The sequence below is a fragment of the Bacillus paranthracis genome (assembly GCF_001883995.1).
In the GTDB taxonomy this organism is placed as follows: domain Bacteria; phylum Bacillota; class Bacilli; order Bacillales; family Bacillaceae_G; genus Bacillus_A; species Bacillus_A paranthracis.
On sequence record NZ_MACE01000018.1, the window covers coordinates 276,800 to 299,459 of the forward strand.

The 22,660-nt window shown below is 34.9% G+C and carries 26 protein-coding genes; 7 read left to right on the forward strand and 19 right to left on the reverse strand.

Annotation, left to right across the window (positions count from 1 at the left end):
* Positions 1–28: 28 nt before the first annotated feature.
* On the reverse strand, positions 29–1,006 hold the full coding sequence (gene pdhB / locus BAQ46_RS07475) for a pyruvate dehydrogenase complex E1 component subunit beta (protein WP_000068166.1): 978 nt from the start codon (positions 1,004–1,006) through the stop codon (positions 29–31).
* A gap of 3 nt (positions 1,007–1,009) precedes the next feature.
* A complete protein-coding gene (gene pdhA / locus BAQ46_RS07480; protein WP_071741812.1) occupies positions 1,010–2,125 on the reverse strand; it encodes a pyruvate dehydrogenase E1 component subunit alpha in 1,116 nt (371 codons plus the stop codon).
* Between the two features lie 513 nt (positions 2,126–2,638).
* Between pdhA and BAQ46_RS07485 the strand changes: the two genes are divergently transcribed.
* Entirely contained in the window at positions 2,639–2,785 is a 147-nt protein-coding gene (locus tag BAQ46_RS07485) for a YjcZ family sporulation protein (protein WP_000274562.1), read from the forward strand.
* A gap of 146 nt (positions 2,786–2,931) precedes the next feature.
* Entirely contained in the window at positions 2,932–3,486 is a 555-nt protein-coding gene (gene def, locus BAQ46_RS07490; RefSeq protein WP_000957059.1) for a peptide deformylase, read from the forward strand.
* A 60-nt stretch (positions 3,487–3,546) separates the two neighbouring features.
* On the opposite strand, the gene BAQ46_RS07495 is transcribed toward def, so the two are convergent.
* Complete coding sequence (locus BAQ46_RS07495; RefSeq protein WP_071741813.1) at positions 3,547–4,320, reverse strand: Cof-type HAD-IIB family hydrolase; 774 nt, start codon at positions 4,318–4,320, stop codon at positions 3,547–3,549.
* A 547-nt stretch (positions 4,321–4,867) separates the two neighbouring features.
* Between BAQ46_RS07495 and BAQ46_RS07505 the strand changes: the two genes are divergently transcribed.
* Both BAQ46_RS07505 and rnjA read left to right on the forward strand, forming a co-directional pair.
* Positions 4,868–5,080 carry a DNA-dependent RNA polymerase subunit epsilon gene (locus BAQ46_RS07505; RefSeq protein ID WP_000576444.1) on the forward strand — a complete coding sequence of 71 codons (213 nt, stop codon included), beginning with the start codon at positions 4,868–4,870 and terminating at the stop codon, positions 5,078–5,080.
* Between the two features lie 4 nt (positions 5,081–5,084).
* Positions 5,085–6,752, forward strand: a complete 1,668-nt coding sequence (gene rnjA, locus BAQ46_RS07510) for a ribonuclease J1 (protein WP_000670368.1) — start codon at positions 5,085–5,087, stop codon at positions 6,750–6,752.
* Positions 6,753–6,790: 38 nt separating this feature from the next.
* On the opposite strand, the gene BAQ46_RS07515 is transcribed toward rnjA, so the two are convergent.
* The 10 genes from BAQ46_RS07515 to BAQ46_RS07560 form a co-directional block, all read right to left on the reverse strand.
* Positions 6,791–7,456, reverse strand: a complete 666-nt coding sequence (locus BAQ46_RS07515; protein WP_000504032.1) for a potassium channel family protein — start codon at positions 7,454–7,456, stop codon at positions 6,791–6,793.
* Positions 7,457–7,540: 84 nt separating this feature from the next.
* Positions 7,541–8,407: a hypothetical protein gene (locus BAQ46_RS07520; RefSeq protein ID WP_001167329.1), complete on the reverse strand. Its 867-nt coding sequence runs from the start codon at positions 8,405–8,407 to the stop codon at positions 7,541–7,543.
* 241 nt (positions 8,408–8,648) lie between these two features.
* Positions 8,649–9,779, reverse strand: coding sequence for an N-acetyldiaminopimelate deacetylase (locus BAQ46_RS07525; protein WP_000261645.1), 1,131 nt, complete (start codon positions 9,777–9,779; stop codon positions 8,649–8,651).
* A gap of 61 nt (positions 9,780–9,840) precedes the next feature.
* Positions 9,841–10,563, reverse strand: coding sequence for a 2,3,4,5-tetrahydropyridine-2,6-dicarboxylate N-acetyltransferase (gene dapD, locus BAQ46_RS07530; protein ID WP_000783248.1), 723 nt, complete (start codon positions 10,561–10,563; stop codon positions 9,841–9,843).
* Between the two features lie 71 nt (positions 10,564–10,634).
* Positions 10,635–11,519: a transcriptional regulator CcpC gene (gene ccpC, locus BAQ46_RS07535; RefSeq protein ID WP_001984809.1), complete on the reverse strand. Its 885-nt coding sequence runs from the start codon at positions 11,517–11,519 to the stop codon at positions 10,635–10,637.
* Between the two features lie 142 nt (positions 11,520–11,661).
* Positions 11,662–12,105, reverse strand: a complete 444-nt coding sequence (gene cbpB, locus BAQ46_RS07540) for a cyclic-di-AMP-binding protein CbpB (protein WP_000623568.1) — start codon at positions 12,103–12,105, stop codon at positions 11,662–11,664.
* A gap of 170 nt (positions 12,106–12,275) precedes the next feature.
* Positions 12,276–12,467: an antirepressor AbbA gene (gene abbA, locus BAQ46_RS07545; protein WP_000817428.1), complete on the reverse strand. Its 192-nt coding sequence runs from the start codon at positions 12,465–12,467 to the stop codon at positions 12,276–12,278.
* Between the two features lie 107 nt (positions 12,468–12,574).
* On the reverse strand, positions 12,575–13,093 hold the full coding sequence (locus BAQ46_RS07550; protein WP_000896650.1) for a ribonuclease H-like YkuK family protein: 519 nt from the start codon (positions 13,091–13,093) through the stop codon (positions 12,575–12,577).
* A 74-nt stretch (positions 13,094–13,167) separates the two neighbouring features.
* A complete protein-coding gene (locus tag BAQ46_RS30610; RefSeq protein WP_000440537.1) occupies positions 13,168–13,317 on the reverse strand; it encodes a hypothetical protein in 150 nt (49 codons plus the stop codon).
* Positions 13,318–13,528: 211 nt separating this feature from the next.
* Positions 13,529–13,765 carry a YkuJ family protein gene (locus tag BAQ46_RS07560; protein WP_000055151.1) on the reverse strand — a complete coding sequence of 79 codons (237 nt, stop codon included), beginning with the start codon at positions 13,763–13,765 and terminating at the stop codon, positions 13,529–13,531.
* 233 nt (positions 13,766–13,998) lie between these two features.
* Here BAQ46_RS07560 and BAQ46_RS07565 point away from each other — a divergent pair, with 233 nt between their 5' ends.
* The gene (locus BAQ46_RS07565; protein WP_000717880.1) at positions 13,999–14,235 is read left to right on the forward strand and encodes a glutaredoxin family protein; all 237 of its coding nucleotides are present in this window, start codon (positions 13,999–14,001) and stop codon (positions 14,233–14,235) included.
* A gap of 109 nt (positions 14,236–14,344) precedes the next feature.
* Here BAQ46_RS07565 and BAQ46_RS07570 read toward each other — a convergent pair whose 3' ends face one another.
* The 4 genes from BAQ46_RS07570 to fadH all read right to left on the reverse strand — a co-directional run bounded on the left by BAQ46_RS07570 (position 14,345) and on the right by fadH (position 17,252).
* Positions 14,345–14,833 carry a DUF3993 domain-containing protein gene (locus BAQ46_RS07570; protein WP_001233820.1) on the reverse strand — a complete coding sequence of 163 codons (489 nt, stop codon included), beginning with the start codon at positions 14,831–14,833 and terminating at the stop codon, positions 14,345–14,347.
* Positions 14,834–14,848: 15 nt separating this feature from the next.
* The gene (locus BAQ46_RS30615) at positions 14,849–15,016 is read right to left on the reverse strand and encodes a hypothetical protein (RefSeq protein ID WP_001998150.1); all 168 of its coding nucleotides are present in this window, start codon (positions 15,014–15,016) and stop codon (positions 14,849–14,851) included.
* A complete protein-coding gene (locus tag BAQ46_RS07575; protein WP_000564304.1) occupies positions 15,016–16,233 on the reverse strand; it encodes an EAL domain-containing protein in 1,218 nt (405 codons plus the stop codon). The genes BAQ46_RS30615 and BAQ46_RS07575 overlap by 1 nt, the downstream gene beginning before the upstream one ends.
* A 254-nt stretch (positions 16,234–16,487) precedes the next feature.
* Positions 16,488–17,252, reverse strand: coding sequence for a 2,4-dienoyl-CoA reductase (fadH, locus tag BAQ46_RS07580; protein WP_000660918.1), 765 nt, complete (start codon positions 17,250–17,252; stop codon positions 16,488–16,490).
* Positions 17,253–17,497: 245 nt separating this feature from the next.
* On the opposite strand from fadH, the gene BAQ46_RS07585 reads away from it, so the two are divergent.
* Positions 17,498–18,355: a metallophosphoesterase gene (locus BAQ46_RS07585; protein WP_000724508.1), complete on the forward strand. Its 858-nt coding sequence runs from the start codon at positions 17,498–17,500 to the stop codon at positions 18,353–18,355.
* Between the two features lie 97 nt (positions 18,356–18,452).
* On the forward strand, positions 18,453–18,689 hold the full coding sequence (locus BAQ46_RS07590) for a hypothetical protein (RefSeq protein WP_000283743.1): 237 nt from the start codon (positions 18,453–18,455) through the stop codon (positions 18,687–18,689).
* A 173-nt stretch (positions 18,690–18,862) separates the two neighbouring features.
* On the opposite strand, the gene BAQ46_RS07600 is transcribed toward BAQ46_RS07590, so the two are convergent.
* Together BAQ46_RS07600 and ppx are read right to left on the reverse strand one after the other, a co-directional pair.
* The gene (locus BAQ46_RS07600; RefSeq protein WP_000423563.1) at positions 18,863–20,971 is read right to left on the reverse strand and encodes a polyphosphate kinase; all 2,109 of its coding nucleotides are present in this window, start codon (positions 20,969–20,971) and stop codon (positions 18,863–18,865) included.
* Between the two features lie 108 nt (positions 20,972–21,079).
* The gene (ppx, locus tag BAQ46_RS07605) at positions 21,080–22,615 is read right to left on the reverse strand and encodes an exopolyphosphatase (protein ID WP_071741814.1); all 1,536 of its coding nucleotides are present in this window, start codon (positions 22,613–22,615) and stop codon (positions 21,080–21,082) included.
* Positions 22,616–22,660: the final 45 nt, after the last annotated feature.

Sequence of the window (22,660 nt, forward strand, 5' to 3'; positions counted from 1 at the left end):
ATTTCTTTTGCACATGAATAAGTAAAAATTAGAAGTTCATTACTTTGTTAACAGCTTCAACAATATCTTTATGGTTTGGTAACCATACGCTCTCAGCTTGAGAGAATGGGAATACTGTATCAGCAGCTGCAACACGTACAACTGGAGCTTCTAAGTTTAAAATTGCACGGTCGTTAATTTCCGCTACAACGTTAGCTGCAATACCAGCTTGTTTTTGAGCTTCTTGAACGACAACTACGCGGCCTGTTTTTTCAACAGAAGCGATGATTGTTTCGATATCTAATGGTTGAACTGTACGTAAGTCAACAACTTCTAAAGAGATACCTTCTTTTTCAAGTTCTTCAGCAGCTTTTAATGCAGCGTGAACCATAGCACCGTAAGCGATAACAGATACATCTGTACCTTCACGTTTGATGTCAGCTTTGCCTAAATCAATTGTGTATTCACCTTCTGGTACATCTTGACGGAATGAACGGTACAATTTCATATGCTCTAAGTAGATAACTGGATCGTTGTCACGAATCGCAGAGATTAAAAGACCTTTTGCATCGTATGGAGTAGATGGAATAACAACTTTTAGACCAGGTTGTTGAGCCACTAAACCTTCTAAGCTATCAGCATGTAGTTCAGGAGTATGAACACCACCACCGAATGGAGAACGAACTGTTACTGGAGCAGTCCAACGTCCACCAGAACGGTAACGCATACGAGCTAATTGACCAGAAATTGAATCCATTACTTCATAAACGAAACCGAAGAATTGGATTTCTGGAACTGGACGGAATCCTTCAAGTGCAAGTCCAACTGCAAGTCCACCAATACCAGACTCTGCAAGTGGAGTATCCATTACACGGTCTTCACCGAATTCAGCTTGTAAACCTTCAGTAGCACGGAATACACCGCCGTTTACACCAACGTCTTCACCAAACACAAGTACGTTAGGGTCATTTTTCATTTCAACGCGTAAAGCATCAGTGATTGCTTGAATCATTGTCATTTGAGCCATGGCTTACTTCGACTCCTTTTCTTTGTAAATTTCATATTGTTCAGCTAAGTTGTAAGGCATTTTTTCGTACATGATTTCCATTAAATCAGTAACTTTTTGTTTTGGAGCTTGGTCAGCCTTAGCAATTGCTTGTTTGATATCTTCTTTTGCTTCTTCGATTACTTTCTCTTCAACTTCTTGAGACCATAGGCCTTTGTTTTCTAAGAATACACGGAAGCGTACGATTGGATCTTTTTGTTCCCATTCGTTCTCGATATCTTTTGTACGGTAACGAGTTGGGTCATCACCAGCCATTGTATGTGGACCGTAACGGAATGTTAAAGTCTCGATTAAAGTAGGACCTTCACCATTTACTGCACGCTCACGAGCGAAAGCAGTTGCTGCGTATACAGCTAATGGATCCATACCGTCTACTTGAATTCCGTAAATACCTGCTGCTACTGCTTTTTGTGCTACAGTTTTAGCTGCAGATTGCTTTTCTACTGGAGTAGAGATTGCATAACGGTTGTTTTGTACAACGAAGATTGCTGGAGCTTTGAATGCACCCGCAAAGTTCATACCTTCGTAGAAGTCACCTTGTGAAGCACCACCGTCACCAGTGTAAGTAATTGCAACAGATTTTTTACCACGTAATTTCATACCTAACGCAACACCAGCAGTTTGGATGATTTGCGCACCGATGATGATTTGTGGAGCAAGTGCATTTACGTTCTCAGGCATTTGGTTACCCATAAAATGTCCACGAGAGAATAAGAATGCTTGGTATAATGGTAAACCGTGCCATACTAATTGTGGCACATCACGATATCCTGGTAAGATGAAATCTTCTGCTTCAAGTGCGAAATGACTTGCTAATTGAGAAGCCTCTTGTCCAGCTGTTGGTGCGTAGAAACCTAAACGTCCTTGACGGTTTAAAGAAATAGAACGTTGATCTAGTACGCGAGTATACACCATACGGCGCATTAATTCTTTTAATTGATCATCAGATAATTCAGGCATAGCTGCTTCATTCACAACTTCGCCTTTTTCATTTAAAATTTGTAATGTTTCAAATTGAGCTGCGATAGCTTTCATTTGCTCATCAACATTAAATAGGGTCTTTTTTGTTTTAGTACCCATTCCGTTCACCTCTTCCTCTCTTGAACCATATTCTGAAACGCTTTCACTATCTATTAGCTAGATGGAAACCGCAACAATGTAAACCAACAAATTTATTTGTCGGTTGAGAATAATTTTGTGTACCTAACAATCTGTACTAATGTTTTTTCAGAAACATATTAATACAATCTTGATCACGTTTTTTAGTTTACAACTATTCTAATTACGATGTCAATTACTTTGAATACGTTTTTTTATAAATAATCTGCAGGTTTCTCCTACACAAACGTGTTTTTATTTTTCACATCTGTATTAGTAAGCATTAACCTACTGTTATATTATTCCCTTTTTAACTTGTTTTTTCTCTTAGAATAATATGTAAACGATTTAATTCCCTTTAGTTTTTCTCTCTTCTTCGCAAAAATATACAAACTCTTCTTCCTTTTATAGGTAATTACCCATACATTTCTACTCTTCCCTCCATACATTATAGTAACCGCAGTATTAGCGGGAAATGATAAAGGAGGTCATCTCATGTACGGATATTCATATTGCTATCCAACTTGTTCATATCCTTCCTACGGTTATGGCGGTTCTTGTGGTGGTTCTGGACGCGGCTTCGCCTTGATCGTTGTGTTGTTTATTCTTTTAATTATCGTTGGTGCTGCTTGCATTCGCTAATGTAAAATGAAACAACTATGGAAAGAAAGAGACGGCTCTGCCGTCTCTTTCTTTTTATTCCTACATAACCGATCTATCTTCCCCTTACTTGCCGATGACTTTTTCCATCTCCTTTGGTAGACTAAAAAGGAAAGGAGAGATTACATATGCTTACAATGAAAGATGTAATTCGCGAAGGAGATCCTATTTTGCGAAACGTTGCAGAAGAGGTAGTACTACCAGCGAGCGAAGAAGATACAAATACTCTTAAGGAAATGATTGAATTTGTAATAAATAGCCAAGATCCTGAAATGGCTGAAAAATATAGTTTACGCCCTGGAATCGGATTAGCGGCTCCGCAAATCGGTATTTCAAAAAGAATGATTGCGGTTCATGTAACAGATACGGACGGTACGTTATATAGTCATGCATTATTTAATCCAAAAATCATTAGCCATTCTGTTGAACGTACATATTTACAAAGTGGTGAAGGCTGTCTATCAGTAGACCGTGAAGTACCTGGTTATGTCCCTCGTTATACAAGAATTACAGTGAAAGCAACTTCTATTAACGGCGAAGAAGTAAAGTTACGTTTAAAAGGGTTACCAGCAATTGTATTTCAACATGAAATTGACCATTTAAATGGTGTTATGTTCTATGATCACATTAATAAAGAAAATCCATTTGCCGCTCCTGACGATTCAAAACCTCTAGAGCGATAGTAAAAAAGGCGGAATATACTCTTCCGCCTTTTTACTATATGAAATAGATTCCATATTCACTTATAGCAATCCAGCCCATTTTAAACCATGATATATACCGTCTTCACTAACATCCTTTGTCACATGATTTGCAAGTTTTTTCAAGTCTTCATGACCATTCCCCATCACAATACCTGTCCCAACTGCTTCAATCATTTCTAAATCATTTAAGCCATCCCCAAATGCATACACTTGTTCACGGTTAAATCCTAGCTTTTCAATGAATTTCTCAATCCCTTTTGCCTTAGAACCACCATTTGGAATAATATCCATTGAATACGCATGCCAGCGAATAAAATGAAAGTCTGGGTACTGATTTATAAACTTTTCTTCTTCATTTACTTCACAGAAAAGAAGTGTTTGATAAATATTACGCTTCTCATAAAAATCAGGTTCATATGCCGGATGCTCAAAATGTAAACTGCCAAACCCTTCTTTCACATAATCATGATATTCCACTGATGCTCTCATTTCTTGATGATCAAGATATACAAGTGGATATCCTTCTTGTTTTGCAAACTGAGTAAACTTATGTAGAGCAGCTGGATGTAATGGGTTATTAAATACTACCTCATCTTCAAATACAACGTACTGTCCATTAAAGCTAACATAATTGTGGATATTAAGTTCCTTACGAATATCTTCGAACATAAATGGCGCACGTCCTGTCGCAATTGCTACATGCACGTCTTTTTCTTGTAACTGCCTTACTGCGTCTCGCGTAGATTGCGGAATCTTCTTATCATGATCTAATAATGTTCCATCAATATCAAAAAAGACAATTTTATCATTCATTTGTCAAAATCCTTTCTGTTACTCTATATTCCTATTTTGATTATCGCTTTTCAAATACTAAAAAAAAGTATAACATATTAAACATCTGTGAAGAAAGCGTTCACTTTCTGACCTTATTTATGAAACCTGCATATATATATTAGTAAAAAATGTGGATACTTGTTCGTATGAATTTTCTTTTCTATTCTTTCTCATACTATAGCTATAACTAACGGCTACTAATCGTTACTATAGAATAACTTTCTCTGTATGAGAAAAGACAAGATTCAACATTCACTTTTGTCCTCTTTCTTATACCAGAGACGGCGTTTTCACTAGTAATATGCATGTTTAAAATAAGGAAAGGAAGGAGTAATCATGCTGAAGAAGCTGAAGAAAAAGCTGAAGCGTTATTTAAAAGATCTAGTCCGTAAAAAGACGATCGCTTAAATTGTGCCCATTTCGGGCTTTTTCTTCATTCTCATTCGAAAAAACATGAAAATCGTGACTGTTTGCTTTATAATAAGTAACAGATAATGCAAAACATAGACAAGGAGAGGTTTTCCAAATGATTTTTAAAGTATTTTATCAAGAAAAAATGACTGAGGTTCCAGTACGTGAAAATACAAAAGTTTTATATTTAGAGGCTACGTCTGAGAAGGATGTTCGTACAAAATTAAATAAGTTCGCATATAATATCGAATTCGTTCAGTCTGTGACTGGCAATCATCTTGAATATGAAAAAGAAAACGCTGATTTAACATTAGCGGAAATCGTATAGTCATATGAAATTTCTAAAGAATGATCAAGCAGCCGTTTTTGCTTTAGGTGGTCTTGGTGAAATCGGTAAAAATACATATGCTGTTCAATTTCAAGATGAAATTATTATAATTGACGCTGGAATTAAGTTTCCAGAAGACGAACTCCTCGGAATCGATTATGTAATACCAGATTACACTTATTTTGTGCGAAACGAAGATAAAATTAAAGGGCTATTCATTACACATGGTCACGAAGATCATATCGGTGGAATTCCTTACTTATTACGTCAAGTGAACATTCCGATTTATGGCGGAAAATTAGCAATTGCACTAATCAAAAACAAATTAGAAGAGCACGGATTACTTCGTAAAGCAAAGCTTTATGAAATTCAAGAAGATGATGTTATTAAATTTAAAAAGACATCTGTTTCCTTCTTCCGTACAACTCACAGTATCCCAGATTCATACGGAGTTGTTGTGAAAACACCTCAAGGACAAGTGGTTCATACTGGAGATTTCAAATTTGACTTCACACCGGTTGGTGAACCAGCGGACTTAACAAAAATGGCTGAAATCGGAAAAGACGGTGTACTTTGTCTCTTATCTGACAGTACAAACAGTGAAGTTCCAAACTTTACAATGTCTGAGCGCCGTGTTGGTGATAGTATTCAAGATATTTTCCGCAAAGTAGAAGGTCGTATTATCTTCGCAACCTTTGCATCAAATATCCATCGCTTGCAACAAGTCGTTGAAGCGGCTGTTGAAAACAATCGTAAAGTGGCTGTATTTGGCCGAAGTATGGAGGCAGCGATTGAAATCGGACAAAACCTCGGTTATATTCGCTGTCCGAAAGATACATTCATAGATGCATCTCAATTAAATCGTCTACCGGCTAATAAAGTTGTTATTTTATGTACAGGTAGTCAAGGGGAGCCAATGGCAGCACTTTCACGTATTGCTAATGGTACCCATCGTCAAATTCAAATTATTCCTGGCGACACAGTTGTGTTCTCTTCTTCACCAATCCCTGGTAATACAATTAGTGTAAGCCGTACAATTAATATGTTGTACCGTGCTGGTGCTGATGTAATCCACGGAAAACTGTCAAACATTCATACGAGTGGACACGGTGGACAAGAAGAACAAAAACTAATGCTTCGTCTAATTAAACCGAAGTATTTCATGCCAATTCATGGTGAATATCGTATGCAACGTATGCATATGAAATTAGCAAATGATTGTGGTATTCCAGAAGAAAACTGTTTCATTATGGATAATGGTGATGTTCTTGCCTTACGTTCAGATGAAGCAAGTGTAGCTGGTAAAATACCATCTGGATCTGTTTATATTGACGGAAATGGTATTGGAGATATCGGTAATATCGTATTACGCGATCGTCGTATCCTTTCTGAAGAAGGACTTGTTATTGTCGTTGTAAGCATTGATATGAAAGAATTTAAAGTTGCAGCAGGGCCTGATATTATCTCACGTGGTTTCGTTTATATGCGCGAAAGTAGTGATTTAATTAATGATGCTCAAACATTAATTACAACTCATTTAGAAAAAGTAATGGAACGTAAAACAACGCAATGGTCTGAAATTAAAAATGAAATTACAGATACATTAGCACCATTCCTATATGAGAAAACGAAACGTCGCCCAATGATTTTACCAATCATTATGGAGATATAAGAAAAAGGACAATACCTTTATGGTATTGTCCTTTTCTCTTATCTTAAAAAGTGCTTGAAACGATCTACTTCATCGTCATGACCAATTACAATTAATATATCTCCCGCTTGAATGTTTTCCGTAGCTCGAGGAGATACAATAACTTCTTTACCACGTTTAATCGCTACAATATTCAATCCAAACTTCGCACGAATATCTAATTCGATTAAAGAATGACCATCGATTTTTTTATTTGCAATAATCTCTACAATACTATGCTCATCTGAAAGCTCAAGGTAGTCTAATACATTACTTGATGCAATATTATTAGCAATCCTTTTTCCCATATCACGCTCTGGGTGCACAATGTGATCTGCTCCTATTTTACTTAATACTTTTTCATGGTAATCATTTTGAGCTTTTACAGTAATATTTTTTACACCTAACTCTTTCAGAATTAACGTTGTTAAAATACTTGAATTCAAATTGTCCCCAATCGCAACGACTACATGATCAAAATTACGAATACCAAGACTTTTTAATACCATCTCATCTGTTGAATCTGCAATTACAGCATGTGAAGCTATATTTGCAAACTCATTAATTTTATCCTCATCTGAGTCAATTGCCATTACTTCCATACCTAATTGAGCAAGTTCTCGACAAATACTTCCACCAAAACGCCCAAGCCCAATGACAGCAAATTCTTTCTCTTTTTCACCCACAGGAATTCCTCCAATAACATCGAATACTATGTATTTTTATTGTAACATACTTTAGATTTGCTACAAAAACCTGTATATCATTCTTTATTTTTGTTTTTGCATATAAAAATACTGTTGTAAATAAAATGCGATACTGAAAATTAACATACCAAATACAAATATGTTTCCAAATGAACTAAACGTTTCAAAAACGAATAATAACGTTTCTTGTCCGAAGAAAGCAAATAATAGTTGTGTGAATGCAAATAGCAATGCCAATATATAATGGTGTTGATGAAATAAATAATGCGTTGCACCTAAAAAAGCGATAAACGAAAGAATGAAAATCCACCAATTTTCTAAAAACAGTTGCCAATTCGTAAATTGATACCCATTTACTAATATCGCAATAATTGCTATAACCGCCATCGTTGGCACACTCCATAACAATGCACGCCCTCTAAAGAAATGCGTACCTTTTACATCTCCCTTTTCATTTGCAATGTATGTTAGCACGACAGTACTTATATACAACACAGAGAGAATTGTTAAAACAATTATGAGCCAAAAATGCAACTGATAATATTCATGTTCTATATTCGTCACGATAGCAGCTAGCATACACGGTATTAGCATTCCCGTCCAACCATCTACTTTTCTCTCATTCCAAAATACCGTATTACCAATACGAATTCCTAATAGCATAAAAATAATGATACCTAGTACAAATAATGTAGTCTTATTTCCTACTAAGCTCGTTGAAAAAGCAATTAATCCAATAAATAAAAAAAGAACAAACCCATTCATAATTTCTAGTACAGGTGATAAATACCTTTTCACCCAGTTGTATGTCTCTTCATATTCATTATTATTCGCTAAACGGTAGGCATAAAAACTTATCCCAAAATAAACCGCCGCAATAATAACATATGTATATAAAACAAAACATAAAATCGCACTGCTAATCTGCACGTAATTCCCCACCCTTTTTTCTACGTTTCACCTTGATTTTACACACTTTCCACACGAATTGTAAACATATATAAGCTAGTTAACTAATCATCTTCTCAATAAGCGATAATGAATAATGAGCAGCGGCTCAAAACCACTGCTCATTATTTTATCCATTTGTATGCCGATGTGTATTCAAAACAAATATGAAAGATGTTTTCACCTTGGAACTAACGAATACCCACCAAGTTGGCGAGCAAATTTACTTTCTAGTTCCCTTCCATTTTACATATTGATCTAAAAATACGATAGCTTTCTCAATGGCCTCTTCATCTGGCTTTAATTTTGCATGATGTAAACCATATTCTGAATTTACCCCAAGCCAAAACATAAATCCAGGAATCTCTTGAAGCATATAACCAAAATCTTCACCTGTCATTGCCTCAGTACATGTAATTACTTTCATATCAGTTTGTTCACTTACAAATTGCATAAACTCTCTCGTTAATGCTTCATGATTGTATACTTGATGATACATCGCTCCGTAGTCAATAACGGCTTCACATTGGAAGGAAGCTTCTATACCTGCAACAATTGCCTCAATCCTACTTTTAACACGGCTCATCGATTCCACTGATAACGTTCGGATCGTTCCCTCTAATCGAGACTTTTCTGCTATGATATTTTGAACTGTACCGCCTGTTATTTTTCCGATTGTAATTACTGCACTATCAAGTGGGTTTACATTACGACTAATAACAGACTGAAGCTGTGTAACAAGGTGACTAGCTGCGACAATCATATCATTTGCAGTATGAGGATAAGCTGCATGTCCACCTTTCCCCTTTAAATCAACATATAACTCTGATGTATTTGCAAATAATAGCCCCTCTTTTGTAGCAATTGTCCCTACAGGGTATTCAGGTGCAATATGAAGGCCGAGAATAATATTCGGCTTCCATTCTTTTAACTCTTCACTCTCTAACATAGGAAGAGCCCCTCCAGGCCCTTCTTCAGCTGGTTGGAATAGAAATACAAGGTCATCATCTATTCTTTCTGTTACAGCTGCTGTTAGGAGGCCTAAACCGATTGTCGTATGTAAGTCATGTCCACATGCATGCATCATTCCTTCATGAACAGAAGCGAACTCATATCCAGTTTCCTCTGTAATTGGTAAACCGTCTATATCTGCGCGATAACCTATAACTTTTTCTGGATTCCTTCCCTTTACTTTAACAATAACACCTGTTCTCCACACTTTCACTTCCACATGTTCATTCGAAAGCGTTCCTATGTAATCTAAAATATACTGTTGTGTTTTCCACTCTTTAAATCCAATTTCCGGTATTTTATGTAAGTCTCTACGAATTTGAACGAATTTGCTTACTACCATTTTTGCACCTCTATCTATAAAAAGCGTAAGAGCCTGTTTATGCTCTTACGCTTTTTTGTTTTTATTTCTCTGGGTTTAATTGACGAAGTTCTTGTTTAATTTCAGTTTTTGCTTTTGTCTTCTCATCAATCTCTTTAATTACACGTGCTGGAGTACCTGCTACAACTGTATATGGAGGTACATCTTCTGTTACAACAGCTCCTGCTGCTACAACTGCACCTTTACCTACTGTAACTCCCTCTAACACAACTACGTTAGCACCAATAACAACATCGTCTTCAACGATAACTGGTTTTGCTGAAGGTGGCTCAATAACACCTGCAAGTACTGCGCCTGCACCTACGTGACAGTTCTTACCAACAGTTGCACGTCCACCAAGTACCGCGTTCATGTCGATCATAGACCCTTCACCAATTACAGCACCGATATTAATTGTTGCATTCATCATAATAACAGCGTTGTCGCCGATTTCAACGTGGTCACGAATAATCGCACCTGGCTCAATACGAGCTTTAATACCTTTTAAATCAAGCATTGGAATTGCAGAATTACGACGGTCATTTTCAACAACGTAATCAACAATGTACTTGCTATTTTCATCTAGAATTGTCTTAATTTCAGACCATTCTCCAAATAATACACCAGACTTTTTATTTACAAATGCTTGTACCGTTTCAGGGAATGTTACTTCTTTTAAATCCCCTTTTATGTATACCTTTACAGGAGTTTTCTTTTCACTTTTTTGAATAAACGAAATAATTTCGTTAGCGTCCATCATTTTCATTCTTGTTGCCTCCTAAATCCATTTATAATGTTACTCTACCAAACGATAGGGCGAGTAGCAAGATAATAATCCTATTTTTCCATTTGAATTTCTTCTATAATTTCTAAAAATGCTTGTACTTGCTTCAATTGTCTAGCTGATTCACTCGTCAATAACCATGTTTCTCTCGTTAATTGGACAGGTGTTTTATACATATTTTCCTGTACTTCTTTTAGAACAGTAGAAGGTAAAAGAGCATAACCTATACCATTTAAAACGAGTTGTTTGCAAGTCTCAATTTGATCAACGACAATCGTTCTCTTAGGTGGATTAGAAAATAAACCATACCACCAATTTTGTATTTGTCCATAATAAGTCGAATCACTTTTAAATTGAATAAATGGTCTATTTGTTTCTTTTAACATCGAAATATCTTTTATTTCTTTATCCACTAAATAAAGTTCATCTTCAAATAATTGTTGCTTCTGGCCTTTATATTCTTGTGTTCCTCTCAATATAGCAACATGCACGTCTCCTTCATAAAATTGCTTTTGCACCTCACTACTCCAGCCAGTAAACAGCGATATTTTTACAGAAGGATATTTATGTACAAACTTCTTCAAAACAGGAGGAAGCCAATATTGACCAATAACTGATGCGACAGCTATTTTTAACGTCCCGTGAGTTTCTGTTCTAAAAACAGCTAGTTCACTTTTAATATCCTCTTCCCTTTGTAGCATTTCTTTTGCGTAATTTGCAACTTTTTCCCCTTCAGGTGTAATTGTCAATCCTTTTTGCGAGCGAATAAAAAACTTCATTCCCCATTGTTTCTCCATAGATTGTAATCGTTGACTAAGCGCAGGTTGTGAAACAAATAAACGTTCCGCCGCTTTTCTCATATTTGATTCCTGTGCTAACACAACCATCATTTGAAAATCATCAATTTGCAACTTTCTCCCTCTTTCCTTAGCTTCCATACACCTTATCTCAATAAGCTTTTCATCCGTAATTTAACTACATACGCTTATATTTTTTATCTTTTTAAATATAATACATACACAACTGATATGCACGAAAAAAAAGTGACTTCTTCGGTTCTATGAAGTCACTTTTCTCACATTATCGATTATGTTGCCTTACTTTTTTATTCAACAATTTTAAAATCGCTCGACGTGTTAAAATCCCCTCAAAATACCCATCTTCATTGACAGCGCAAATAAATGGATGATCAATAGTCATTTCTAATGCTTTTGCAAACGAATCTTCTAACTTAAGAACCGGAATATCTTTCTTCATTACTTGCTCTACTTTCATCTCTTCAAGTCTTTCAAACTCAATGCGTTCTAGCCCTAACATACCGTCTAAAATCATAGCAGTACTAATTAACCCGTGCAATTTGTACATCGGGTCCAAAACAGGTATCGCCGAATATCCAGATTTCACAAGTACGAGTAAAGCATGCTCTAAACCATTCCCTATTTGAACGTGTGCTACTTTTTCTGATGAAATCATTAAATCTTTTACAAAAATTTGTTGAAACTCGTCTTTTGGAATACTAATCATATTACATCCCCCATTTTCCCTTTTTCCTGCTTATAATCACCGGCTCTATTCACATTTTATGACAGCGTTTTCATATTATTATTTTGTCCTTACATTCTTTCAGTAAAAAACAAAATTACACAGCTATTTTAGCATATAACACAAAAAAAAGACTACCATTCCGGTAGCGCTTAATACCCTTTATTTTTTAATCTGTAAAATAACCTTGTGATTTTTTTATATTGCATCACGTCTGTCTTTTTTAAACCATTCTCGATATCTGTAAGTTCCACAGCTAAAATTTCACTCGCATAATTTTGCTGAAATAAAATATCTAGTAACAAACTTTCCTCTTCTTCCGTTAAAACAAAATCCCTTTTCATATACCCCTCTCCTTATACTCACATCGTTACCATTATTATATAAAATTTTCAGCCTATTTAATAGATGTAATATTCAGTTTTTAGTGGAAGAAATATATAAATTGTTTTTATTTCGTATATCGATTCGCATAACTAAACGCCGCATAAGCATCTGGCTTAATTTTTGCAGTTAATCCCATCGCTTGAATTTTCGCTGTCATATCTAGAATAAATTCTTTTGTTAAACCATCATTTCCGATATCTAAGTGAATCTCCATTATAAAACCAGCCCCATCTTGAGCATATGGATGCAATAAATCCCATATTGTTTGTATATGATTTGGAGTAAATAGGCATGCGATTTCTTGACTAAACTGCGTCTCTAAATATATTTTCTCACGTAAAGTTGCTGGCTTATCTTTTACTGATTGATGGTGTAAACACCCCCAGGCTCCTTTTCCAACGCGATGAATATGAATTGCTGTAATAAACCTCGTATCCTTTTGATGTGCTTGTGAGTCTGTCCCAATGGATAAACGATATAAATTTCGCGGATCCTTTTCAATGAAGTTACAAATACGGGTAAAGACCATATCAAAATTTAAATGCCTCTCTGAAACATTATAAAATTTATGTTCACCGGCCACATAGTCACGTCCTTTCAATTAGACAGACTTTTCGTATTCTCATTGTATGGGACAAAAACAAAAATTATAACTCCCTACCCTTTATTCGTTTCAATATTCCGAATTACATAATGGCAAACTTGGCACGTATAAATTACGTTTTGATTCGATTGAGCCGTTAGTACATGAATAATCTCAGCAGAATTGTGACAATTAGGACAAATCACAACTGGTAAACGTTCCATATAACACACCTCCTCACTATTTTCATCCCGCTATTTACTATCCGTCCTCAATTGGTGATGGATAATAAGCTGTATAGGACGAAGAAACCCTACTAATTACACTTTCACTTTATTACCATTGTAGGAAAAATGAAAAATCCTTATACATATATACTAAAAGTAATAGAACTAAAAAAGGTGTTGCCCTATGGCAACACCTTTTTTATATGTATCAAGAAATGATATCGTAAATCTCAATTGCAACCATGTCGATATTATCGAATTGATACACTTGAGGTTTTTCACCTTGTTGATACACTTCTAACTCATACATTTCACTTTTATCGAAAAATTTCACGCTACATTTGCGCTCACCGTTCACTTCAAAATAGCGTTGTGCTACTTCACCGCTTTCAGCTTGTTCTTGTAGACTAACAAGTCGAGTTAAAATTCCTTGGAGTAGAGACATGAAATCTCTCCTTTCTCTGATCTTCCTACCAATAGGTTTTACAGCTATACTCATTCTATCCGTCATAACAGAAAAAATGTTCCACACTCTAGGATAAAGGTTATTGGCCAGAAACTCAACTAAAAATTTGTCGAAATACGAAGGAAAAAACAGAAAGAACATCTTTTCCCTTCTTTATTGCGATTTTTATACTGGAAGAATATAATAAAAAACAGTAAAAAGGAGGAATTGCAATGAAAAAAATTGAGGTTTACACACAACCTGATTGTCCGCCATGTGTTATTGTGAAAGAATTTTTAAAGCATAATAACGTTGTATACGAAGAGTTTGACGTAAAAAAAGACGCCGCTGCTCGCAATCGTCTTTTATATGACTATGATTCTTATTCAACTCCGACGGTTGTAATTGATGGAGAAGTTGTTGCTGGTTTTCAAATTGAAAAATTACAACAACTTCTTAATATAGAATAGGAATAGGTAAAGACCTATTCCTATTTTTATCCCGATATATTTTGGAAGTATGCATCTGATTGTGGCAAGTTCATATTAAACGGGATATGCCCCTGATTAAAGTTTCACTTTATAATTGTTGTAACCTTTTTATTTCAGTTAAAAGTTCTTGACTTTCATGATATCCAGCCAATTTCCACTTCCCTTGATCTCTTTGCAATGTTACAATTTGATATTGTCCACTTTTCGCCCGCTCATAAACATATAAAATTTTATGCTCTTCATCATATGACATTTTCGTTTCTGAATTAAAAGAAAATGGCGCTTCTTTTGCTGGAAGTAAATATTCACCACTTTGTTTATCACTTCTACTATTTTCATCTGTAAATACTTGAAGGAAATTCTCTGTAAAATATGGTGATAACGTTTCTATCATCTTATTCATCGGCAAACGCTTCCCACGAATTGAAAATTGGCTTTCATAGCCTTTTTGTATCGTTACAAACACTTCTTTCCGATCGACTTTCACTTCCTCTTTTCCTAAAACAGTTGTAACACTATAACCAACTAGAAAGGCAACGCATACAAATAGAACTAACCATATTCCATATTTTCTCATTTTTTCACCTTCCTTTTAAGAAAACTTGTCTTTGTAGTATTCATTGTAACAATGATTATGCAAAGAAAGGGCTGGTTTCGTTCGTAAAATCTTTACAACGATAGACAGCATTTTCGGCACCATTTTCACTATTACCAATTTATGATAAAAACAAACAAAAAATGCACGAATCTCTTCGTGCATTAAAATAAAACATCTTCTTCATATAAATATTCATACGATAAATCTATAAATAAAAAGTTTTCATCATCAATCGGGAAAGAAAATGTTCGTACCATCTCACCGGTTTCAATATCAGCATATAAATCTGAAAGTCTTGCCTTATTCTCAAAACGCATTTTCATAATATTCTCTAGAAAATACGGGCGCCAACTCCAGTTCTTCATATAATACTCAGGCATCACAATCCATTCCCCATCTTTTTTCATAACGTTTCCTGATTGTTGGAAACCATCTTCGTTACAAATAAATATACGAAAACTACATTGTGATACACTTTGGCTAAATTGTAATAACCAATCATTTATATCTTCATTCTTTTTCTGTTTGGCTAAAACATCGCCAATTCGATCACGTAACATTTCTGTTAAATTATAAATCTTTTGTAGTTTTTTCTTCTCATGTTGAATAAATTGATGACACTCATTACCAAGTCGTTCTTTCAAAACGTTCGTTTCAATAAAATCAGGTAAGCATTCTTTCAAATAATTCCCTTGATAGTACCTACCACCGTTTTTCCATGCATATTGTAATTGATAAAAAGCATCTATTTCTTCATATAACAATGTCGCACCAATTCTTCTAGCAAGTAATGATAAAGAATATAAAATATCTTGATAAGATTGTAAAAGTGCAGTTTGCCTTAAATTTGTTAAATCTACTTTTAAAATATCAGGTGCTAACACGCTAATACGTTCTAAATTACTTGTACCTGTTCCGACTTTATTAATCGAAATTTGAATACCATATGTACGATAATACATAAGCAAATGATTAAATTGCTCTATATCTTCTTTACATTCATGTTCTGTAATCTCTAAAACAATGTTTTTCAAATTTAAACCTTGTTTTTCATACATCAATAAAAGTTGAAGCAAACTTTCATCATCATCGTTCATTAATACGTTAGCATTCCGATGTATAAATAATAATAGTTTTTGATCACTTTCTAAATAACGATTTAAAGCTTTTTCTACTATAATGTTATCCGCTTCTAGTTGAAACTCACTTGGAATAGAGTCATCATGAAAGAAAGAAGCTAAACTTTGTATGCCCTCTTCTGTTTGAATACGCCCTACTACTTCATATCCAATTACAGTATGTTCATCAGCACTAAAAATTGCTTGATAATAAGGAAGGACTTTATCCAAGTTACTCATTACATCTAATGCATCTATCAACGTGCTTCCCTCCCTTTACTTTTCAAAAATTATAACATGATATTTACGGAAAAATAATAAAAAATCCCTTCAGTTTTCCTGAAGGGATTAGAGGGGTAAAATGCTAAGGGGAATTAGCAATTCTACTATGAAGAAAAAAGAGGTCTTAAATATAACGTATATATGACCTCTTGTAAACACTTTTCTTTCATATGTCACAATTCCGTCACATTTAACCGTAAAAAAATGAATGAAACATTCATTTTTTATCCCTTTTAAAATGGATATTGATGCAAATGTTGTCCTCCATCCATTGTCATGCACGTTCCATTTATGTACGCAGCTTCATCTGAACATAAATAATAAGCTAGACCTGCAATTTCTTCTGGCGTACCCAGTCTTCCAAGCGGAACACTTTGTATCGTACGCTTAGCCATTTCTTCTGAAATCCATAATTTATCAGCACCGCCCGTACGTTCAATTGGTCCTGGCGCAATAGCGTTAACTCGGATTCCATATTTACGTCCCCACTCAACAGCGAGTGTTTTCGTCATTGCTAATACTCCAGCCTTCGCTGCAGCCGAATGAATAACTCCCGGACCTGCATCCCACGCATATGTTGCTACCATGTTAATGATATTTCCTTTTATACCTTTTTCAATCCAATATTTTCCGACAGCCTGGCTACAGTAAAATGTACCGTTTAACACAATATTAATAACCGAATTCCAGCCGTTCACGGATAAATCTTCTGCTGGACAAATAAAGTTTCCAGCTGCATTATTTATTAAAATATCAATTCGTCCAAACTTCTCATCAATCTGTTCAATCATTTTCTGAATATCATCCGTATTTCTTACATCCATTTGTACCGGTAATATTTGTCCTGGAAATTGTTCAATTTCCAATTTTGTTTCCTCTAGTTTTTCCTTTGTACGTCCTGTAATAACAACTCGTGCCCCTTCTTTTGCAAAACGAGTCGCCATTCCTTTTCCCATTCCGCTCGATCCACCTGTTACAATAACTACTTTTTCTTTCATATTATATCCCCTCCAAAAAATGAATACACATTCATTTTATCATTTTATTTAATAGAAATCTTTATATTTTTAAACTTTTCTGATATTTTAACGTAAAGAGATTTCTTTTCATTCGTTTTTTCGTAATCAATACTACTTTTTTATTATTTAAAATATATTTCAAATAAACTGAAAAGGAGGTTTGAGTAACCTGTAAATAGAACGAACATATATGATATAAGTCAAATAGGTATACTCATATTTTTATGAAGAAAATTACAAGAAGAGATTTTTTAAAAACTGGAATGCGAACTTGTCTATATTCATTTATAACGACTAGCATCGGATACTATTACGCTAAATATATTGAGCCTCATCTACTCTCTTTTACAGAACATACACTGAAATCACAACTCATACCAAAAAGTTTTCATGGTATGAAGATTCTTCAATTCAGCGATTTACATCTCGGATACTATTTCTCTCTCCACCATTTATCTAAAATCGTTTCTAAAATTAATGCTGTAAAACCCGACATTGTTCTTTTTACTGGCGATCTCATTGATAATTATCAAACATATACTGACACTCCTTTCGTTGCATCCATTTTAAAAAATATACAAGCTCCCTTCGGTAAATTTTCTATTTATGGTAACCATGATCACGGCGGATATGGAACGGAGTACTACGAACACATCATGCGTGAATCTGGATTTGAACTATTACTAAATAGCGAAAAGAAAATCCGTCTGCTGGATAATAGTGAGATTTCCATTTTCGGTCTTGATGATATACTATTAGGCAAACCAAAAATAAAGGAGACACTACAGCGCGCTCGGAAAAACACTTATAACATTGTTCTTGTTCACGAACCAGATATTGCACCGCAAATCGCTAACTATCCAGTTAACTTACAGCTTTCTGGTCATAGTCATGGCGGACAAGTACAAATTCCTTTTTTGGGCGCTATTATTACCCCAGCACTTGCTAAAAACTATGTAGAAGGTTTCTATACGATCCAAGATTTAGCTCTCTATGTCAACCGAGGCCTCGGAAGAACTCGTGTCCCCTTCCGATTTATGTCAAAACCTGAAATTACGATTTTCACGCTCCAACATTCGTAATCATTCGCCTATTTTCTTACATATCCTTTCTTGTACGCGCTCATCCACGTTTCATTTACCATATGATAAAAGTGAGTCCAATAAAGGAGGTTTGTTCATGTATCCATATTATCAACCAATCCCAGTCCGTTCAGCACCTATTGGTCCAGTAGGCGACTCACGCTTCTTTCCATTTTTTGGAGTTCCATTTCTAGCTGGCATTGCTGGTGGACTGCTTGGCGGGGCATTAGCTTTCGGTCCTAGACCATATTACCCACCATATCCACCACCTTTTCCACCGCCAGCACCTTACCCTTGTTATGGTGGACCTTGTCAACAGCCATACTATTATTAATGTACCGCAACAATTCTACCAATGTTATTCCCTCTCTTAACCGATTCATAATCCATTAACATGCTTACAATAAAAACTATTCTCTCTACGCATGCTTCTATTTTGAGAACATACAATAAGTAGAGAACAAAGTAAAAACCTCTTTTTAAAAAGAGGTTTTTACTTTGTTCTCATTATTCGGCATCTGTGTTTTGATACGCCATCTTAAATAACTTCACTTGGCTATCAATCTCTTCTGCCCCATTATTAATAACATAATAATAGTCACCGTCTTTATTTTGTTCACGTGTTTTCACATTATCAGCTAAAGTAAGCTGTAAAATCGCCTTAATTCGTGCCTTCATTTCAATATCTAATATCGGGAAAGATATTTCTACACGTTTCTCCATATTTCTTGTCATCCAGTCAGCTGAAGATAAATATATTTTCTCTTCTCCATTATGATGGAAATAATAAATACGGCTATGTTCTAAATATCTCCCGACAACACTAACTACCCGAATATTTTCACTTACATTTGGAATACCAGGTCGTAGGCAGCATGTTCCTCGAACGATGAGCTCTACCTTTACTCCAGCTTGTGATGCTTCATACATTTTTTTAATAAGTGGTTTATCAGTTAATGAATTCATTTTAGCAATGATATATCCATTTCCATATTGCCTATGATAACGAATTTCTTCATCTATTAAATCGATAAATTGCTCTCTTATATCAAATGGCGCAACCGATAAATGATGAAAATGCGGCTTTGTTGTATAACCACTCAAATAATTAAAGAAATTTGTTGCATCGACCCCAAAGTCTTTTCGTGATGTAATATAACCAAAATCAGTATATAGCTTTGCGGTTGCATCATTATAATTTCCGGTCCCAAGATGTACGAACCTTTCGATTTTTCCGTTTTTTCTTCTTACAACTAGCGTAATTTTACTATGTGTTTTCAAATGACTTACACCGTAAATAACATGACAACCCGCCTGTTCTAATTCTTTAGCCCAATGCACATTATTTTCTTCATCAAACCTTGCCTTTAACTCAACTAATACCGTCACTTGTTTCCCTTTTTCAGCTGCTACCTTTAGCGCCTGAATAATTGGAGAATCCCCACTTACTCGATATAATGTTTGTTTAATTGCAAGTACATTCGGATCGTCTGCCGCATCACGAACAAAATCAACTACTGGCTGAAACGATTCAAAGGGATGATGTAATAAAATATCATGCTCAATCGCTTTTTCAAATACATCTTCTGCATCCCCTAAGTCTTGAGGCCGTTGCGGAATAAGAGCCGGATATACTAGATGCTCATATAAAGGAGCTAGTTTTTTATATAAAGAAAATAGACATGTTAAATCTAACGGTCCATCCATTATATACACATCTTCATCCTTTACTTCCAACACCTCATATAATAATGCTAATACTCTTTCATCAATATGCTCTTTGCCAACTTCTAAACGTACAGCAGCTCCCCACTTACGCTTTTTTAATTCTTTTTCAATTACCTTTAATAAATCTCTCGCACCTTCTTCGTGAATTGTTAAATCCGCATTGCGTGTAATACGGAAACGAGTAACAGATGATACTTTATATCCTGTAAATAATTTATGCGTAAAACTACTAATTACGTCTTCTAATAAAATAAATTTATGCTTTTGTCCTTCACTCGGTAAAAATATGAAACGTTCCAGTAGTGAAGGAACTTGTACAATTCCTAACTTCGTGCGGTTTTCTTCTTCCACTTGTTTCTCATCATATAAAAGAGTAGCTAAATTTAAACTTTTATTTAATAACATCGGAAATGGACGATATGCATCGATAGCAACAGGTGTTAAGACTGGGAAAATTTGTTCATCAAAATACTCTTCTATAAATTCTCTCTGTTCTTTCGTCAAATCATGGAATGTTAAACGCTCAATCCCCTCTAACTCCAGCGCTGGCAACACATAATTTTTAAACGTACCATACTGTACGGTCATTAATTCATGTGCTTTTATCGCAATTTTATTTAGTTGCTTTTTTGGTGTTAAGCCGGCCTTATTTTCTGGTTGGTTAAAACCAGCACTCACTTGATCCTTCAATCCTGCCACGCGTACCATAAAGAATTCATCTAAATTTGAGCTAAAAATGCTAATAAACTTTAATCTTTCTAAGAGTGGATTCGTTTCATCTTGTGCTTCTTGTAGTACACGTTCATTAAATGCTAACCAACTTAACTCTCGATTGTTGTAATAAGCTGTATCATTTAAATTTACTATATTCCCCTTCGATAATTCCATTCTCTTCACACTTCCCCTTGAAACTTTTTTACTATAATTTAGTTACTTTCATTTTAGCAAATTACAATATTATAAAGTGTAAATTTTTTGTAAAGACATCCGTACAACTCAATGCTTTAATTTAAATAATAAGGTAATATTTGTTTTCAATACTCTTTCTAGCTGTTTCTTCTGCTTTTCAGCTTGCACTTTTTCCGCTAACGCCGATTGTTCACATACAATTTCAAATGTTAATCCTTCTTTACTTTCTGTTATAGATATTGATTCAACAAGCGATCTTTGTCTTATATTTAAAGCTGCTGAAAATTGTAAAACAGCCCCTAAAAGGCGAATTTTCTTTTGTTCATTTTTATCAAACCATCCTTCAAATGGTGACAAATGTTGTTTGAATAACATTTTTGATTTATAAGACGCAATAAGCGCTAATCTTACTCGCTCTTTGTGCATCATACCATCAATTGTTTTATTCGCTAATAAATAAAACGTATGTAAGCGGCTCGCTTCTTCGTCTATATATTTGCCTATATTAAATACTTTCGCTGCTTGATGGAATACTTCCCAGTCTTTTACTGACATAGAAATCAGCCCTGTTTGTTCAAGTTGTTGACAAATCAATCTTCCATGTTTAATAAGCTGCATTACAAATTCCATATCCATTTCATATTCATGTGATAATAAATACAAACTTTCTTCGACCACGTTCGGATAATATGAAATCCCCAAATCTTTTGTCAACTCTTCATAGAAAACACCTTCTCGTAATCCTTTTCTACTTAATACAAATGATGGCGCATCTATAACATTAACAAGCGTATGAAATACTTCGACTGCTGGAACAATTGTATCTGCTCGATCTTTTGCCAATCCTTCCAATTTTTGAAGTTCTATGAACGACAATGCTTCTAATTCTTCTTTCACATTTTTAATATCTTCTTCTTTCATCTTATATAAATGTACCCCTGCTATAGGATAACAAATTAAATTTTGATGAATTTTCACTAAGTTCCTCGCACTACCACCAATTGCAATAAGAGGCAACTTCTTATCAATTAACCATGGTAATGTTCGAAATTGATATTCTAAGTACGTTCGAATCTTTTCCAACTCTTCTTCAGTAGGTATGTCCTCTTTAATAAACTGCTTTAAAGAAAGTGCCCCAAAAGGAAAGCTATGATACTCTAAAATCTCTCTATTTCGAAAGTATGTAACTTCCGTACTTCCTCCACCAATATCTACTGTAATTCCTTCAGAGAACGAAGTTGAATTCATAACTGCTAAATAGCCGTAACGTGCTTCTTCATATTCTGATAATACTCTAAGAGTAAAGTCTGTTTGTCCTTCAACAAGTTTTTTAATTTCCTCTTGATTCTCAGCCTGCCTAATTGTTGCTGTTGCAACACAAAGTACATGGCGCAACTGATGGAATCGTGTACTTTCTTGAAATTGAAATAATGTTTGTAACAATACCTCTATTCCTTCTTCAATCAACACACCATCGACTAAGTAATTCCTTAACCTTGCAACCACTTTCGTATTTTCAATCTCTTTATAAAAACCTCCGTTTTGCTTTTCATAAATCACTAAACGCATTGTATTAGATCCAATATCTATAATGGCATATTGCTGTTTTAATATTTCTTTCAAACTTCTCACTCTTTCATTATCAAATTTCTAAAACACATTCTATTA